Genomic DNA, 14,055 nt, shown 5'->3' with positions numbered 1-14,055 from the left:
CGGACCCGACGGGAGCGCCGGGGCGCCGCGGAAGGACGGCGCACCGCGCGAGGACGCCGCACCCCAAACGCGGCACCGCACCGGCCGGCTGCTGATCGCCGGGCTGGTCGTGGCCCTGCTCGTGCTGGTGCCGGTCGCCGCCGGGGTCGGCGCGTACTCCGTGCCCACCACGGACGTCCTGGCCTCGGTGGCCCACCGCGCGGGCCTCGGCGGCGCGGCGCTGGACCGGGTCCCCGAGTCCGTGCTGTGGAACGTGCGCTTCCCGCGGATCGTGCTGGCGCTGCTCGTCGGCGCCTCGCTGGGCTGCGCGGGCGCGCTGATGCAGGGGGTGTTCGGCAACCCGCTCGCCGAACCGGGCGTCATCGGCGTCTCGTCCGGCGCGGCGGTCGGCGCGGTCGCCGCGATCTCCCTCGGCCTGAACTTCCTGGGCACCTGGACCGTCCCCGCGCTCGCCTTCGTCTCGGGCCTGGCCACGGTGCTGCTGGTGTACGTGATGTCGCGCTCCGGCGGCCGTACGGAGGTCGTCACGCTGATCCTCACGGGCATCGCCGTGAACGCCTTCGCGGGCGCGCTGATCGGCCTGTTCCTCTTCCTCGCCGACACCGCCGCCGTCAACCAGATCACCTTCTGGCAGCTCGGCTCGCTCTCCCAGGCGACCTGGCCCAAGGTGCTCGCGGTGCTGCCGTGCGCCGCGGTCGGCCTGATCGCCGCGCCGTTCCACGCCCGGCGCCTGGACCTGCTCGCGCTCGGCGAGCGCCCGGCCCGGCACCTGGGCGTGGACGTGGAGCGGCTGCGGATCGTCCTTGTCCTGGTCATCGCGCTGCTCACCGCCGCCGCGGTCTCCGTCTCCGGCGTCATCGGCTTCGTCGGCCTGGTCGTGCCGCACCTGCTGCGCATGACGGCGGGGCCCCGGCACCGCTTCCTCGTCCCGGGCAGCGCGCTCGGCGGTGCGCTGGTGCTGCTCGCGGGCGACCTGACCGCCCGTACCGTCGCCGTGCCCGCCGAGCTGCCGCTCGGGGTGCTCACGGCACTGCTCGGCAGCCCGTTCTTCTTCTGGCTGCTGCGCAGGACCCGTCGCAAGCAGGGAGGCTGGGCATGAAGTGGCCGGGCACGGGGTGGCTGCGCGTGGGACCCGCGCTGCCGGAGCCGGTGTCCCCCGGCGATCCGCTGACCGAGGCGGCCGGGCTGCACGTCCGGCTCGGCTCCCGCGCGGTGCTGTCCGGGGTGGACGTGGCGGCCCGCGCGGGCGAGGTGCTCGCCCTGGTCGGGCCCAACGGCGCCGGGAAGTCGACCCTGCTGGCCGCGCTGGCCGCCGACCTGCCGGCCGCCGAGGGCGTCGTCCGCGTCCACGGGCGCCCCGCCGGCGACTGGTCCGCGCCCGCGCTCGCCCTGCGCCGGGCCGTGCTGCCCCAGTCGGCCGCCCTGTCCTTCCCCTTCCCGGTGGAGGAGGTCGTCCGGATGGGCCGGGCGCCCTGGGCGGGCACCGAGCGGGCGGCCGAGGACGACGCGGCGGTGGCCGAGGCCATGGCGGCGACGGAGGTGACCGCCTTCGCGGACCGGCCCTTCCCCGCGCTCAGCGGCGGCGAGCGGGCCCGGGTCGCCCTCGCCCGCGTCCTCGCCCAGCGCACCCGGCTGCTGCTGCTCGACGAGCCGACCGCCGCCCTCGACCTGCGCCACCAGGAACTGGTGCTGCGGATCTGCCGGGAGCGGGCGCGGGCCGGGGACGCGGTGGTCGTGGTGCTGCACGACCTGGGGCTCGCGGCCGCGTACGCGGACCGGGTCGCGATCCTGCGCGCCGGGCGCGTCGTCGCCGACGGCCCGCCGGGCGAGGTCTTCACCGCGGGACGGCTCACCGACGTGTACGCGCAGCCGGTCGAGGTCTTCCCGCACCCGCGCACGGGGGCCGTCCTGGTCGCCCCGCGCCGGGACGCCTGACGGCCCGTCGGCATCCTTCGCCCCGGCGTGCGCGGGCGGCGGACCGGGACAGGCCGGACGGCCGGGTCACGGTGCGGTCGCTGTACCCGGTCCCGGCGTCCGCGCCGTGTTCCGCACCGGTAGGGTTCGCCTCCGGGAAGGGGAAGGTGAAGGCACCTGATGAGCAGGGATCACGGCCCTCGGAGGCCGCGTAGGCTCGGCCGGGGCACGCTGCTGGCGGCGTCGGCGGCCGTGCTGTCCATGACCGCGAGCGCATGCGTCACCGTGCACGGCGAGCGGGTGGTGCTCCCGGCCGCCACGAAGGCCGAGGCCGCACGCGCCCTGAAGGACTTCACCACCGCGTACAACAAGGCCAACGCGGCCAACGACCGGTCGCTCGACGCGGGCCGGGTCGCCGGGCCGCTCGCCGACATCGACGGCGCGAAGCTGCGGGCGGGCGAGAAGAACCGGCCCGAGGGCAACCCGGACTACGTGCCGCTGGAGCTGAGCGACGCGGAGTACACCATCCCCAAGAAGGCGGGCTGGCCGCGCTGGTTCGTCGCCGACGCCAGGGGCAACAAGGGCGGCGACGTCCGCTGGGTCCTGGTGTTCACCCGGGGCGGCGCGGACGAGGTGTGGGAGGTGTCGTACCTGACGCTGCTCTCCCCCGGCGACGTCCCCGAGTTCGAGAAGGACGAGGACGGCTGGGCCGAGCCGGTCACCGCGGACCAGGCCGACCTCGCGGTCGCGCCGCGGGACCTGAGCGAGGAGTACGCGGACTACCTCCAGGACGGCGGCGACGCCTTCGCGGACGGCACGCACACCTCCCAGTGGCGGGCCACCCGGCAGAAGAACGCGAAGCGGCCCGGCCTCGTCCGCCAGTACGTCGACGAGCCGCTGACCTCGGGCGAGTACGCGCCGCTCGGGCTGCGCACCGCCGACGGCGGGGCGCTGGTGTTCTTCGCGACGCGCCACTTCGAGAAGCAGACGGCCGCCAAGGGCGTCTCGCTCACGGTCTCGGACGCCAACGTCAAGGCCCTGATGACGGGCGAGCCCAAGCAGTCGCTCACCCTGCAGTGGGTCTCCAACCAGGCCGTCCTCGACCCGGCGAAGAGCGCCGGCGAGCAGGGGGTCGAGTTCCTCAGCCGGGTGCAGGGGCTGACCGGGGCGAAGGGCGAGTAGGGTCCGCGGCGGCGCGGGGAGGTGCTCCCGGGCCGCCGCCGCGCGGGTCCCGCGGACGGCTCCCCGTCCGGGTCAGTGGCGCAGGGGCCAGGGCGACAGCTGGTCCGGCTCCTCGCCCGCGTACCGGGCGCACTCGTCGGTGAGGACCTCGAGCAGCGACAGCGGGTCGGGCAGCGGGTGCTCGGGGCCCCGCACCCAGTCGACGGTGAGGTCGCCGGGCAGCCTGGCCGGCGGTACGAGGACGTAGGAGCCTCGGCAGTGCCAGCGCAGGCCCGGGTGCTCGTCCATCGTCTCGGGGTGGCAGTCCAGCTCGCAGGGCCACCACTCGTCCTCGTCCTCGGGCGTGCCGCGGGTGAGGGTGAAGAAGAGCATGCGGCCGTCGCCGGTCCCGGCGACCGGGCCGACCTCGACGCCGGCGTCGAGCAGCCGCCGCAGGGCCTCCCGGCCGGCGTCCAGCGGGACGTCGAGCACGTCGTGGACCATGCCGGTGGCGGTGATGAAGTTCGCCTGCGGCTGGTGCCGCGCCCAGCGCTCGACCTGCGCGCGGTCGGTCGTCGACTGGGTCTGCCAGGCGAAGGAGACCGGGTGCCGGGCCGGTGTGGGACAGCCGACGCGGTCGCACGAGCAGCGGTAGCCGGCGGGGTGGGCGGCGGGCGCGAGCGGCAGCCCGGCGCCGGCCGCGGCCAGCAGCAGGGCCTCACGCCCCGAGTCGTCCGCGGCCTCGGTCCGGGGTCGGCGGCCGCGCAGCCACTGCGAGATCCTGCCCTGCCCGCCCGTGCGGCGTCCGAACTCTGCGCTCATCTGTCCCCTCGCCTCGCCGTTGTGCGGACAGCATGCCTTATCGTCCCATCATCGTGCGCCCCGGGGGGCCGGAGCGGACAACCGGGATGGCCGGGACCATGGGTACCCCGGACCGCGATCGGGACTCGGCGCACCTTTCTCTCATTTCGTCCCACCCGCCCCCGGCCACCCGGCCGGCCCGCCCTCAGCGGGGGGCGATGCCGTGCAGGGCGTAGTCGACGAGGGTGTCGGTGTACTCGTACGAGAGGGGGCCGGTGCGCTGCAGCCAGCGCTGGGCCAGCGGGGCGACGAACAGCTCCAGGGCGATGCGCGGGTCGACGCCGGGCCGTACGGCGCCCTGCTCCTGGGCCGCGCGCAGCCGCCGGACGTAGAGCTGGAGCGAGGGTTCGAGCAGCTTGGCGACGAATTCGGTGCCGATCTGCTCGTTGACCAGGCCCTCGGCGGCGAGGGCGCGCCAGGGCGCCTCGAACTTCGGGTTCAGCAGCTCGTCCACGGTGGCGCGCAGCACCAGCTTGAGGTCGGCCGCCAGGTCGCCGGTGTCCGGGATGTCGTCCTGCCGCTCCCCGCCGGGCCCCGCGACCAGTTCGGAGGCCTGGTCGCTCAGGTCGAGGAACGCCTCCAGGAGCACGTCGGCCTTCGACGGCCACCAGCGGTAGATCGTCTGTTTTCCGACCCCCGCGCGGGCGGCGATGCCCTCGATCGTGGTGCGCGGGTAGCCGACCTCGGAGACGAGGGCGAGGGCGGCGTCGTAGATCGCGCGGCGGGAGCGCTCGCTGCGGCGGGCGGCGTCGGGGGCGTTCCTGCGGAGGGACCGCTGCGGGGACTGCGCGGACTTCTGGGCTGCCATGGGGACGAATCTACCAGTTGACAAGACGCGGCGTCTCGCCTGACGGTGGGAGCGAAGGGCACTTGCGAGACGCATCGTCTCGCAAGTGCCCTTTTCCTGTCGTGCCGGAGGAGAGGCGGAGGGCCATGGCCAGGAGCGGAGCGGGGAACCTGCTCGGAGTCGGCGGCACCCGCGGCAATCCGGGGCGCGGGGCGCTGCGCGGCGGCGCCCGGGACCCGCAGACGGGGAAACGCGAACTGCTGCGCAGGCCGGCGGAGGAGCGGGCGGCGCGGGAGGGACCGGCCGGACCGGACCGGGGAGACGCTTCCCCGGGCCCGGGAGAGGCGGGTCCGGAGGGCGGCGCACGGGAGGAGCAGACGGGCGGGGAGGACGAGCAGCCCTCCCCGCCCGTACGGGTGGGCGGCCGCCCGCCCTCAGCCCTCCTGGGCCGGCGGCCAGGCGTCGCCCCACTCGGCGTCGCGGGCGGCGCGGTACAGCGGGCCGTGCCGCTTGGTCACCGTCTCGCGGCGCAGCCGTTCGCCCGGCTCGCAGAGGTCGAGCAGCACCTGGCCCTTGCGGATCTGCGGGCGGCGCACGACGCGGGACGGCGCCGGGTCCGCCGGGAGCCGGGTGGCGGCGACGTAGCTGAACTTCTCGTCCTCGTACGCCAGGGACCCGCCCTTGACCCGGCGGTGCAGGGAGGAACGGCTCACCCGGGCCGAGAAGTGGCACCAGTCCTCGCCGCGGACGATCGGGCAGGTGCCGCTGTGCGGGCAGGGGGCCGCGACGCGGAAGCCGGCGGCGACCAGCCGGTCGCGGGCCTCGACGACCCGGAGGTAGCCGTCGGGGGTGCCCGGCTCGACGATCACGACGGTCCGGGCGGCGGCGGCCGCCGCGTCGACGACCGCGCGGCGGTCCTCGGCGGTCAGCTCGTTCAGGACGTACGAGACGGTGACGAGGTCGGCGGCGTCCAGGGCGAGCGACGGGCCGATCCGGGCGCGGCGCCACTCGGCGGCCTTCAGCAGCGGGTTGCGGGAGGCCAGCTCGCGGCCCAGCGCGAGGGTGGGCTCGGCCCAGTCGAGGACCGTCACCGGCCGCTCGTCCTGCCAGACGGCGTTGACGGCCCAGGTCGCCGCGCCGGTGCCGCCGCCGACGTCGACGTGGTCGCCGGGCGTCCAGCCGGGCGCGGCGGCGGCGAGGGCGGCGAGCGCGGACCGCACCGCCCCGAAGGTCGCGGGCATCCGGTACGCGGCGTACGCGACCACGTCCGCGCGGTCGCGCAGGATCGGGGCGTCGGTCGGGGTGGCGCCCCGGTAGTTCGCGATCAGCCGGTCGACGGCCCGGGCGGCCTGGGTGGGCGGCAGCCCGTCGAGCAGCCCGGCGAGCGCGTCACGCAGGCCCTCGTCGGGGGAGAAAGGGGGGTTCACCCCGCGATTCTACGGGCGCGGGGCGGTCCCCCGGCCGTCCGGCCGCCGGTCCGGTGACCGCCGGAGCGGCGGCCACCGGGCCGCTCACCGCCCCCGTGCCGCCCGGAACAGCCGTGTCGCCGCCGCCGCGCGCGGGCCGTTGTCCGGCGGGCGGCGGCGCGGGTGCACCGTGTTCGCCAGGAGGACCAGGAACGTGTCCGTCGTCGGGTCCAGGAGCAGGGACGTGCCGGTGAAGCCGGTGTGGCCGGCCGTGCCCGCCGGGGCCGGGTCCCCCATGAACCACGGCTGGTCCACCGCGAAGCCCAGGCCGGGCGGGGCCAGCATCAGACGGACGTGGTCGGCGCCGAGGACGCGGGCGGTGCCGTAGGCGCCGCCGGAGAGCAGGGCACGGCACAGGACGGCCAGGTCGCGGCCCGTGGAGAAGAGACCCGCGTGGCCCGCGACCCCGCCGAGCGCCCACGCGTTCTCGTCGTGCACGACGCCCCGCAGCATCCCGCGGTTGACCTTGCCCCACGGCCGCCGCTGGTCCTCCGTGGCGGCCGCGCCAGGGCACGGCCCGAACCGGGTCGCCGCCATCCCCAGCGGCCGGGTGATCCCGTCCCGGACCAGGGCGTCGAGCGGGCGCCCTGTGACCCGTTCCAGGACGTGCTGGAGCAGCAGCAGGTTGAGGTCCGAGTAGCGGTACGCGGTGCCCGGGCCGGTCAGCGGCGCCTCCGCGCGCAGCGCCGCCAGCCGGGCCGCCGCGGAGGGCAGGTCGTGCAGCGGGAGCTCGGGCCGCAGCCCGGAGGTGTGCGTGAGCAGCTGCCGCACGGTGATGCCGTGCTCGGCGGCCGCCGTGAACTCCGGCAGGTACGCGGCCACCGGGGCGTCCAGGCCGAGGGTGCCCCGCTCCAGCTGCTGCACCGCCGCGACCGAGGTGAACAGTTTTGTCAGGGAGGCCAGGTCGAAGGGGGTGTCCACGGTCATGGGCACGCGCGCCTCCGGCGGCAGCTCCACGCCGCTGTCCGTCCCCTCGTCGTACGAGGCGTACCGCACGGCCCAGCCCGCCGCCTCCGCCACGGCGACGACGGGCCCGCGCCCGGCGACCACCACGACGCCAGGCGCCCAGGGCCGCTCCCCTTCGGTGAGGGCGCGGACCTCCCGTACGAGGTGCCCGATCTCCTCGGGGTCGAGCCCGGCACCCTCCGCCGTGCCGGGACGCAGTCTCGGTGTGTTCAGCTCTCCTCCCCCTCCGTCGCCGTACGGCCGCCGAAGGGCCGGCACAGTCCCGCGAAGCAGGCGACCGCGGCCAGCGAGCACACCAGCTGGACCACCGCCATCGGCACGGCCGTGTGCTCGCCGGCGACGCCGACGAGCGGCGAGGCGACCGCGCCGACGAGGAACGAGGACGTGCCGAGCAGCGCGGAGGCCGAGCCCGCGGCGTGCTTGGTGCGCATCAGCGCGAGCGCGTTGGTGTTGGGCATGCACAGGCTCATGGCGGACATGAGGACGAACAGGCCGGCGGCGACCGGGGCGAGGCCCACCTCGCCGAAGACGCCGGCGGTCATCAGCAGCAGCGCGGCCGACGCGACGGTGATCACGGCCAGGCCCGCCGCCAGCACCTTGTCCATGTCGACGCGGCCGACGAGGAACTTGCCGTTGATCTGGCCGACGGCCACGAGCCCCACGGAGTTGACCCCGAAGAGCAGGCTGTACGTCTGCGGGGAGGCGCCGTAGATCTCCTGGACGACGAACGGCGAGGCCGAGACGTACGCGAACAGCGCGGCGAAGGCGAAGCCGCCCGCGAGCATGTAGCCGGTGAAGGCGCGGTCGGCCAGCAGCCCGCGCATGGTGCGCAGGGCGTCGGCGGTGCCGCCGCCCTGCCGCTCCCGCGGCGGCAGCGTCTCGGGCAGGAACCGCCAGACGACGGCCGTGAGCACGACGCCGACCCCGGTGAGGATGTGGAAGACGCCCCGCCAATCGGTGAAGCGCAGCACCTGGCCACCGATCAGCGGCGCCACGATCGGCGCGACCCCGGAGATCAGCATGAGGGTGGAGAAGAACCGCGCCATGGCCACGCCGTCGTACAGGTCGCGGACGACCGCCCGGGCGATGACGATGCCGGCCGCCCCGGCCAGACCCTGCACCAGCCGGAAGGCGACGAGCAGCTCGACCGTCGGCGCGAGCGCGCAGACGACGGTGGCGGCGATGTAGACGGCGAGCCCGGCGAGCAGCGGGCGGCGCCGTCCCCACCGGTCGCTCATCGGCCCGACGACGAGCTGTCCGAACGCCATGCCCGCGAGGCAGGCGGTGAGCGTGAGCTGCACGGTCGAGGCGCCGGCGTGCAGGGAGTCGGTGACCTCCGGCAGCGCCGGGAGGTACATGTCCATGGAGAGCGGCGGCACGGCGGTGAGCCCGCCGAGGACGAGCGTGACCAGCAGGCCCACGGAACGGTGGGCGGCCGGCGGCGCGGCCTGCGCGGCACTCGCGGCCCTCGTGGTCCGCGCCGGGGAGCCCGGCACGGAGCGGGCCACGACCTTCTCGCCGGCGCTCCCCTTGCCGCCGGCGCTCCCCTTGCCGCGGGCACTCCCCTTGCCGAGGGCGTCCCTCAGGCCGTCGGCGCTTCCCCCGTCACCGACGGCGGCCCTCCCGCCGGGTACGGGCTCCCCGCCGGCGGGCTCCTCCGGCCCGGCGCCGGTGCGCCCGTCGGCGGCCGTCGTCTCCCCCGCGCCGGCCGTCCGTTCCGCGCCGGCCGGCCGGCCGGTGATCGCCGGTGGTTGCTGGACGACAGCCCCCGGCCGGCCGGCGGCCGCCGCCTGTCGCCCCACGGTCCCGGAACCGGCCCCCGGCGTCCGCGGTGTGCGGCTCTCCGGTCCGGCCTGGTCCCCCTCGCTGCGGCCGCGTTCGGCCATGTGCCCCTCCCTGTCGTTGAATCCGCCACCTATGCTCTCAGCTCGACATTGCGGTTCGGGATCGCGAAGACGACGAGGGGCGGGCGAGGATGGCCGAGAAGATGCGCTGGGGCGTGCTGGCGACCGGGGGGATGGCGGCGGCGTTCACCGCGGACCTGGTGGACCTGCCGGACGCGGAGGTGGTGGCGGTCGCCTCGCGGACGGCGGAGCCGGCGAAGGCGTTCGCGGAGCGGTTCGGGATACCCCGGGCGTACGGCAGCTGGGAGGAGCTCGCCCGCGACGAGGAAGTGGACGTCGTGTACGTGGCGACGCCGCACGTGGCGCACCGCGCCGCCGCCGGGCTCTGCCTGGAGGCCGGGCGCGACGTGCTGTGCGAGAAGCCGTTCACGCTGAACGTGCGCGAGGCGGCGGAGCTGGTCGCGCTCGCCCGCGAGCGCGGCCGCTTCCTCATGGAGGCCATGTGGATGTACTGCAACCCGCTGGTCCGCCGGCTGAAGGGGCTGGTCGACGACGGGGCGATCGGCGAGGTGCGCACGGTCCAGGCCGACTTCGGGCTCTCCGGCCCGTTCCCGCCCTCGCACCGGCTGCGCGACCCGGCCCTCGGCGGCGGCGCGCTGCTCGACCTCGGCGTCTACCCGGTCTCGTTCGCGCACCTGCTGCTCGGCGAGCCCTCCGGCGTCACCGCGCACGCCGCGCTCTCCGCCGAGGGCGTCGACCTCCAGACGGGCATGCTGCTGTCCTGGGAGAGCGGCGCCCAGGCGCTGCTGCACTGCTCGATCGTCGGCGGCACCGGGGTCACCGCCTCGGTCACCGGGTCCGCCGGCCGCATCGACGTCCCGGGCGGCTTCTTCAGCCCCGAGCGGTTCGTGCTGCACCGCGACGGCCGCGAGCCGCAGGAGTACGCCCTGGACCCGGCCGACGGCCCGCACGGCACGTTCCGGCACGAGGCGGCCGAGGTCATGCGGTGCCTGCGCGCCGGTGAGCGGGAGTCGCCGCGCGTCCCGCTCGACGGCACTCTCGCCGTGATGCGGACGCTCGACGCGGTACGGGACCGCGTCGGCGTCCGCTACCCCGGTGAGGTGCGCGGGGCCTGAACCCCCCGGGGTCCTACGCGGGCTTCAGGCCCTGGTCCCCGACCTCGGTCACGAAGGACGCGGCCGTCGTGATCGGCGCCCCCGGCGTCGTCACGGCGGACACCGTCTTGAAGTCCGCCCGCGCCGCGTGCTGCCCGAGCGCGACGGTCGCGTAGCCGCGCCGCCCGTCGAAGAACTTCAGGTGCGGGTTGGCCCTGGTGTACGTCTCCCAGGTGGACGGCCTCTCCGCGCCGTCCTTGCCGCTGGCGATCGAGGTGGCCACGATCTCCGTGCCCAGGGTCCGCGACGACGGGTCGTCGAAGTCGTCCTTGATGTCGAAGGCGTACCCGACGTGGACGTCGCCGGTGAGCACCATCAGGTTGTCGACACCGGCCGACCTGGCGCCCGCCAGCACCCGGTCGCGGGAGGCCGGGTAGCCGTCCCAGGCGTCCATGGACACCTTGGCGACCTCGTTGAGGTCCAGCTTGCGCTGGGAGAAGGTGACCTGCTGCGGCACGACGTTCCACAGGGCCTTCGAGCGGCGCCAGCCGTCGATCAGCCAGCGCTCCTGCGTCGCGCCGGTCATGGTGCGCGACGGGTCCTCGGACTCGGGCCCGGGGACGTGCGAGCCGTCGCCGTACGCCTGGTCGGAGCGGTACTGGCGGGTGTCGAGGATGTCGAACTGCGCCAGCCGGCCCCACTGCAGGCGGCGGTAGAGCCGCATGTCCGGGCCGTCGGGCAGCTGCGGGCGGCGCAGCGGCTGGTTCTCCCAGTACGCGCGGTAGGCGGAGGCGCGGCGCAGCAGGAACTCCTCGGGGGGCACCGAGTTCTCGGGCACGTCGTCCGCGTAGTTGTTCTCGGTCTCGTGGTCGTCCCAGGTGACCACGAAGGGGTGCGCGGCGTGGGCGGCGATCAGGTCGGGGTCGCTCTTGTAGAGGGCGTACCGCAGCCGGTAGTCCTCCAGCGTCACCGTCTCGTGGTTGAACAGGTCGGGCAGCGTGCGGTCGGTGTAGTTGCGGGCGCCGCCGACGGAGTTCACGGCGTACTCGTAGAGGTAGTCGCCCAGGTGGAAGACCACGTCGACGTCGTCCTCGGCGAGGTGCCCGTACGCGGTGAAGTAGCCGTCGTGGTACGCCTGGCAGGAGACGGCGGCCAGGGTGAGCCCGGAGACGCGGGCGCCGGGGGCGGGCGCGGTGCGCGTGCGGCCGGTCCCGCTGACCCACGTGCCCGTGCGGAAGCGGTAGTAGTAGACGCGGTCGGGGGCGAGTCCGCCCACCTCGACGTGCACGGCGTGGTGGAACTCGGGGTGCGCGGTGGTGCTTCCGCGTCTGGCGATCCGGCGGAACCCCGCGTCGTGGGCCAGCTCCCACTGGACGGTGACCCGCTGCTGCGGCAGACCGCTGTCGGGCTGGTACGGGGCGGGCGCGAGCCGCGTCCACAGCAGGACGGAGGTGGGCAGCGGGTCGCCGGAGGCGACGCCGAGCGTGAAGGGGTCCTCGGTGATCCGCGCCGCGTCGAGCTCGGCGGCGCTCGCCGCGCCGGCGGCGGGCAGGTCGACGGCGAAGGCCAGCGCGGCGGCGGCGCCGGTGACGGTCAGGAAGCGGCGGCGCCCCAAGTGGCGGGCTGCGGCGCGGAGTTCGGGGGCGTGCTGCGGCGTCGGCTGCGTCGAACGGGCGGCGGGTGTCATCTGGCCCTCTCCCCTGGTGGTTGGTGGCACCACGCATTGGAGTGGGCGGGGTCGACGGCTGGCTGTCGCGTACACAACAGGATGATGTCGGACGGATGAGTTCCGGATGCCGGACCGCACTCCGGCGCCCGCGGCGCCCCGGCCCGCCGCACACCCGGACACGGCCTCGCCCCACGCGCCCCGCCCCCGCCGCACGCGCGAATACACCCCCCGCACGAACTCTGCGGCGATTCAACCCCTCTTGGGGGTGCTCGCCCCGGGCGTCGCACCCTTCGAGCAACCGCCCCACAACACCTGGTTGCACAAACGGAACAAACCTCTCCGCGCCGTTGCGCCCGATGGCAGCCGTGTGCTCAACTCTTCTCCACCAGAGCTTCACACTTGGAGCACAGCCTCACCGCTGCCGCTCCGAGGGGGGGACTGCAGCCGTCGTGCGGCAGGGGCAGGGGGGAAGCCCGCGGGAGACCGCGGGACCGGCCCGGCCGTGCGACGGCTGCCGCACGGCCGGAAGCACGAAGGGCCCGTCGCCGTCGAGGCGACGGGCCCTTCCCCGTCCGCGTGGAAGCGGGGCCCGGCCGGGGGGAGGGCCGGGCACCACCGGGACGAATCTACGTCAAGGCGACCGAGCGGTGGACCTGCCGGCCCGCCGGGTCCGGAGCCGACGCGCCTAGATCTGCCGCGTCTCGAAGCGGGAGATCCTGCCGTCGTCCGCGACCCGGAAGGTCCACCGCCTGCGCGTCTCGCCCCAGGTGTCGTTGCGGTAGCGGGTGACGAGGCAGAGGCCGCCGTCGGTCTCCTCGTCGACGTCCATCCAGCCGTGGGGGACGAAGACCTCCCGCTCGCCCCATTCGTGCGGGTCGCGGTCGGAACCGTCGTCGGACATGGTCGCGTCCCCCGCGAGCACGGCGCGGAAGGCGTCGCGGTCATGGGCGTTCACGGCGCCGACGAAACCCCGTACGGCGGGGTTGCGCAGGCGTGTCACCTCGATCGTCATGTCCGCCAGACTCACACCGCTCCGCGGGCCCCGCCACTCGAACAGCGGCCCGCCCCGGGCCCGGGAGGGCCGATCGGTGCGACGGTGGACGAGGGGGGACGACCGAGACGTCCGCTCACCCTCCGAGGAGCCACCGTGACCTGTTTCGACCGACGTGACCTTGGGCTGTTGCTGCTCCGCCTGGGAACGGGGGGTGTGCTGGCCGTGCACGGCGCGCAGAAGCTGTTCGGCTGGTTCGGCGGGGGCGGCCTGGCGGGGACGGACGAGTTCATGGAGTCCATCGGGTACGCGCCCGGCCGGCAGAGCGCGCTGGCGGCGGGGCTCTCCGAGACGGGCGGCGGCGCGCTGCTGGCCCTTGGGCTCGCGACGCCCGCGGCCGGGGCGTCCGCCGCCGGCGCGATGGCGGGCGCGGCGGCGGTCCACGCCCCGCAGGGCTTCTTCGCCCAGAGCGGCGGCTACGAGTACGCGGGCTACCTCGGTCTGACGTCGGCCGTCCTGGCGATCACCGGTCCCGGCCGCCTCTCGCTGGACCACGCGCTCGGCCACCTGGTCAACCGCGGCTGGATGGTCCCGGCGGCGCTGGGCGTGACGGCGGCGGCGACCGCGGCCGTGATCGGCGGCCGCAGCAGGCGGCTGCGCGAGCGGCAGGAGGGCGAGCAGGAGGCGCTGTTCCGCGAGGAGGACGCGGCGACGTCGTAGGGACGGCGCCGTCGAGGGGCGGCGCTGCCGCAGGGACGGCGGCGGCGTGGAGACGGCGTCGCCGCAGGGCGGCGGCGTCGTGGCCGTCACGAGGACGGCGCCGTCAGAGGGGCATGACACGCTGTCCCCATGACCGACCACGCCACCACCCCGCCCGCGCCGGGGCCGCACGAGGACACCGCCGACGCCCTCTGGACGTCGGTCGACCGCCTGCGCTCCTGGCTGGACGAGCACAACGCCCGCACCCCAGAGGAGACGCTGCTGCTGCGGGTGCTGAAGCTGTCCGAGGAGATCGGCGAGACCGCGCAGGCGGTGATAGGCGCGGTGGGCCAGAACCCGCGCAAGGGCGTGAGCCACACCTGGGAGGACGTCCAGTCCGAGCTGTGCGACGTCGTGATCACGGCCCTGGTGGGCCTGAGGACCCTCACTCCGGACGCCCGCGAGGTGTTCACGGCCCATCTGGACCGGGTGGTGGAGCGCTCGCTGGGCGGATAGCGGGCAGACGAGTCGGGCTGTACGCCGGGGTCCCAGAAGCGCTCTTTCGACCTGCGGCTTTGCAGA

The 14,055-nt window shown here is 75.4% G+C and carries 13 protein-coding genes and 1 pseudogene; 7 read left to right on the top strand and 7 right to left on the bottom strand.

Annotation, left to right across the window (positions count from 1 at the left end):
• Positions 1-88 precede the first annotated feature (88 nt).
• From IE271_RS01590 to IE271_RS01580, 3 genes are all read left to right on the top strand, one after another.
• On the top strand, positions 89-1,099 hold the full coding sequence (locus IE271_RS01590) for a FecCD family ABC transporter permease (RefSeq protein ID WP_229919096.1): 1,011 nt from the start codon (positions 89-91) through the stop codon (positions 1,097-1,099).
• Positions 1,096-1,935, top strand: a complete 840-nt coding sequence (locus IE271_RS01585; RefSeq protein ID WP_190188257.1) for a heme ABC transporter ATP-binding protein — start codon at positions 1,096-1,098, stop codon at positions 1,933-1,935. Before IE271_RS01590 ends, IE271_RS01585 begins: the two co-directional genes overlap by 4 nt.
• 159 nt (positions 1,936-2,094) lie before the next feature.
• Entirely contained in the window at positions 2,095-3,096 is a 1,002-nt protein-coding gene (locus tag IE271_RS01580; protein ID WP_190188256.1) for an SCO2278 family lipoprotein, read from the top strand.
• Between the two features lie 72 nt (positions 3,097-3,168).
• Here the strand turns inward: IE271_RS01580 and IE271_RS01575 are convergent, their stop codons facing one another.
• The gene (locus tag IE271_RS01575; protein WP_190188255.1) at positions 3,169-3,897 is read right to left on the bottom strand and encodes a bifunctional DNA primase/polymerase; all 729 of its coding nucleotides are present in this window, start codon (positions 3,895-3,897) and stop codon (positions 3,169-3,171) included.
• Positions 3,898-4,081: 184 nt separating this feature from the next.
• The gene (locus tag IE271_RS01570) at positions 4,082-4,744 is read right to left on the bottom strand and encodes a TetR/AcrR family transcriptional regulator (protein ID WP_190188254.1); all 663 of its coding nucleotides are present in this window, start codon (positions 4,742-4,744) and stop codon (positions 4,082-4,084) included.
• 125 nt (positions 4,745-4,869) lie between these two features.
• Between IE271_RS01570 and IE271_RS43815 the strand changes: the two are divergent.
• Positions 4,870-5,019 (top strand): annotated as a pseudogene (locus tag IE271_RS43815) (DUF6243 family protein); the annotation flags it as partial.
• 138 nt (positions 5,020-5,157) lie between these two features.
• Here the strand turns inward: IE271_RS43815 and IE271_RS01565 are convergent.
• The 3 genes from IE271_RS01565 to IE271_RS01555 form a co-directional block, all read right to left on the bottom strand.
• Positions 5,158-6,150, bottom strand: coding sequence for a small ribosomal subunit Rsm22 family protein (locus IE271_RS01565; RefSeq protein WP_190188253.1), 993 nt, complete (start codon positions 6,148-6,150; stop codon positions 5,158-5,160).
• A gap of 84 nt (positions 6,151-6,234) precedes the next feature.
• Positions 6,235-7,413 carry a serine hydrolase domain-containing protein gene (locus tag IE271_RS01560; protein WP_190188252.1) on the bottom strand — a complete coding sequence of 393 codons (1,179 nt, stop codon included), beginning with the start codon at positions 7,411-7,413 and terminating at the stop codon, positions 6,235-6,237.
• Complete coding sequence (locus IE271_RS01555) at positions 7,365-8,651, bottom strand: multidrug effflux MFS transporter (RefSeq protein ID WP_373308695.1); 1,287 nt, start codon at positions 8,649-8,651, stop codon at positions 7,365-7,367. The genes IE271_RS01560 and IE271_RS01555 overlap by 49 nt, the downstream gene beginning before the upstream one ends.
• A 479-nt stretch (positions 8,652-9,130) precedes the next feature.
• On the opposite strand from IE271_RS01555, the gene IE271_RS01550 reads away from it, so the two are divergent.
• Positions 9,131-10,135, top strand: a complete 1,005-nt coding sequence (locus IE271_RS01550; RefSeq protein ID WP_229919076.1) for a Gfo/Idh/MocA family protein — start codon at positions 9,131-9,133, stop codon at positions 10,133-10,135.
• Positions 10,136-10,148: 13 nt separating this feature from the next.
• Here the strand turns inward: IE271_RS01550 and IE271_RS01545 are convergent, their stop codons facing one another.
• Both IE271_RS01545 and IE271_RS01540 read right to left on the bottom strand, forming a co-directional pair.
• Complete coding sequence (locus IE271_RS01545; RefSeq protein ID WP_190188251.1) at positions 10,149-11,801, bottom strand: alkaline phosphatase D family protein; 1,653 nt, start codon at positions 11,799-11,801, stop codon at positions 10,149-10,151.
• Between the two features lie 667 nt (positions 11,802-12,468).
• On the bottom strand, positions 12,469-12,795 hold the full coding sequence (locus IE271_RS01540) for a nuclear transport factor 2 family protein (protein ID WP_190188250.1): 327 nt from the start codon (positions 12,793-12,795) through the stop codon (positions 12,469-12,471).
• Positions 12,796-12,930: 135 nt separating this feature from the next.
• On the opposite strand from IE271_RS01540, the gene IE271_RS01535 reads away from it, so the two are divergent.
• Positions 12,931-13,494: a DoxX family protein gene (locus tag IE271_RS01535; protein WP_190188249.1), complete on the top strand. Its 564-nt coding sequence runs from the start codon at positions 12,931-12,933 to the stop codon at positions 13,492-13,494.
• Positions 13,495-13,623: 129 nt separating this feature from the next.
• Entirely contained in the window at positions 13,624-13,989 is a 366-nt protein-coding gene (locus IE271_RS01530; protein WP_190188248.1) for a MazG-like family protein, read from the top strand.
• The last annotated feature ends 66 nt before the right edge of the window (positions 13,990-14,055 follow it).

This window comes from Streptomyces minutiscleroticus, assembly GCF_014650875.1.
GTDB lineage: Bacteria > Actinomycetota > Actinomycetes > Streptomycetales > Streptomycetaceae > Streptomyces > Streptomyces minutiscleroticus.
The sequence above is the reverse complement of the archived record's forward strand: the minus strand, read 5'-3'. Positions and strand labels throughout refer to the sequence as shown.

What these genes read in the sequence shown, in the direction of transcription:
- IE271_RS01580 (WP_190188256.1), top strand. Translation starts at nt 2,095, where the DNA reads ATGAGCAGGGATCACGGCCCTCGGAGGCCGCGTAGGCTCGGCCGGGGC.
- IE271_RS01545 (WP_190188251.1), bottom strand. Translation starts at nt 11,801, where the DNA reads ATGACACCCGCCGCCCGTTCGACGCAGCCGACGCCGCAGCACGCCCCC.
- IE271_RS01585 (WP_190188257.1), top strand. Translation starts at nt 1,096, where the DNA reads ATGAAGTGGCCGGGCACGGGGTGGCTGCGCGTGGGACCCGCGCTGCCG.
- IE271_RS01575 (WP_190188255.1), bottom strand. Translation starts at nt 3,897, where the DNA reads ATGAGCGCAGAGTTCGGACGCCGCACGGGCGGGCAGGGCAGGATCTCG.
- IE271_RS01550 (WP_229919076.1), top strand. Translation starts at nt 9,131, where the DNA reads ATGGCCGAGAAGATGCGCTGGGGCGTGCTGGCGACCGGGGGGATGGCG.
- IE271_RS01530 (WP_190188248.1), top strand. Translation starts at nt 13,624, where the DNA reads ATGACCGACCACGCCACCACCCCGCCCGCGCCGGGGCCGCACGAGGAC.
- IE271_RS01570 (WP_190188254.1), bottom strand. Translation starts at nt 4,744, where the DNA reads ATGGCAGCCCAGAAGTCCGCGCAGTCCCCGCAGCGGTCCCTCCGCAGG.
- IE271_RS01540 (WP_190188250.1), bottom strand. Translation starts at nt 12,795, where the DNA reads ATGACGATCGAGGTGACACGCCTGCGCAACCCCGCCGTACGGGGTTTC.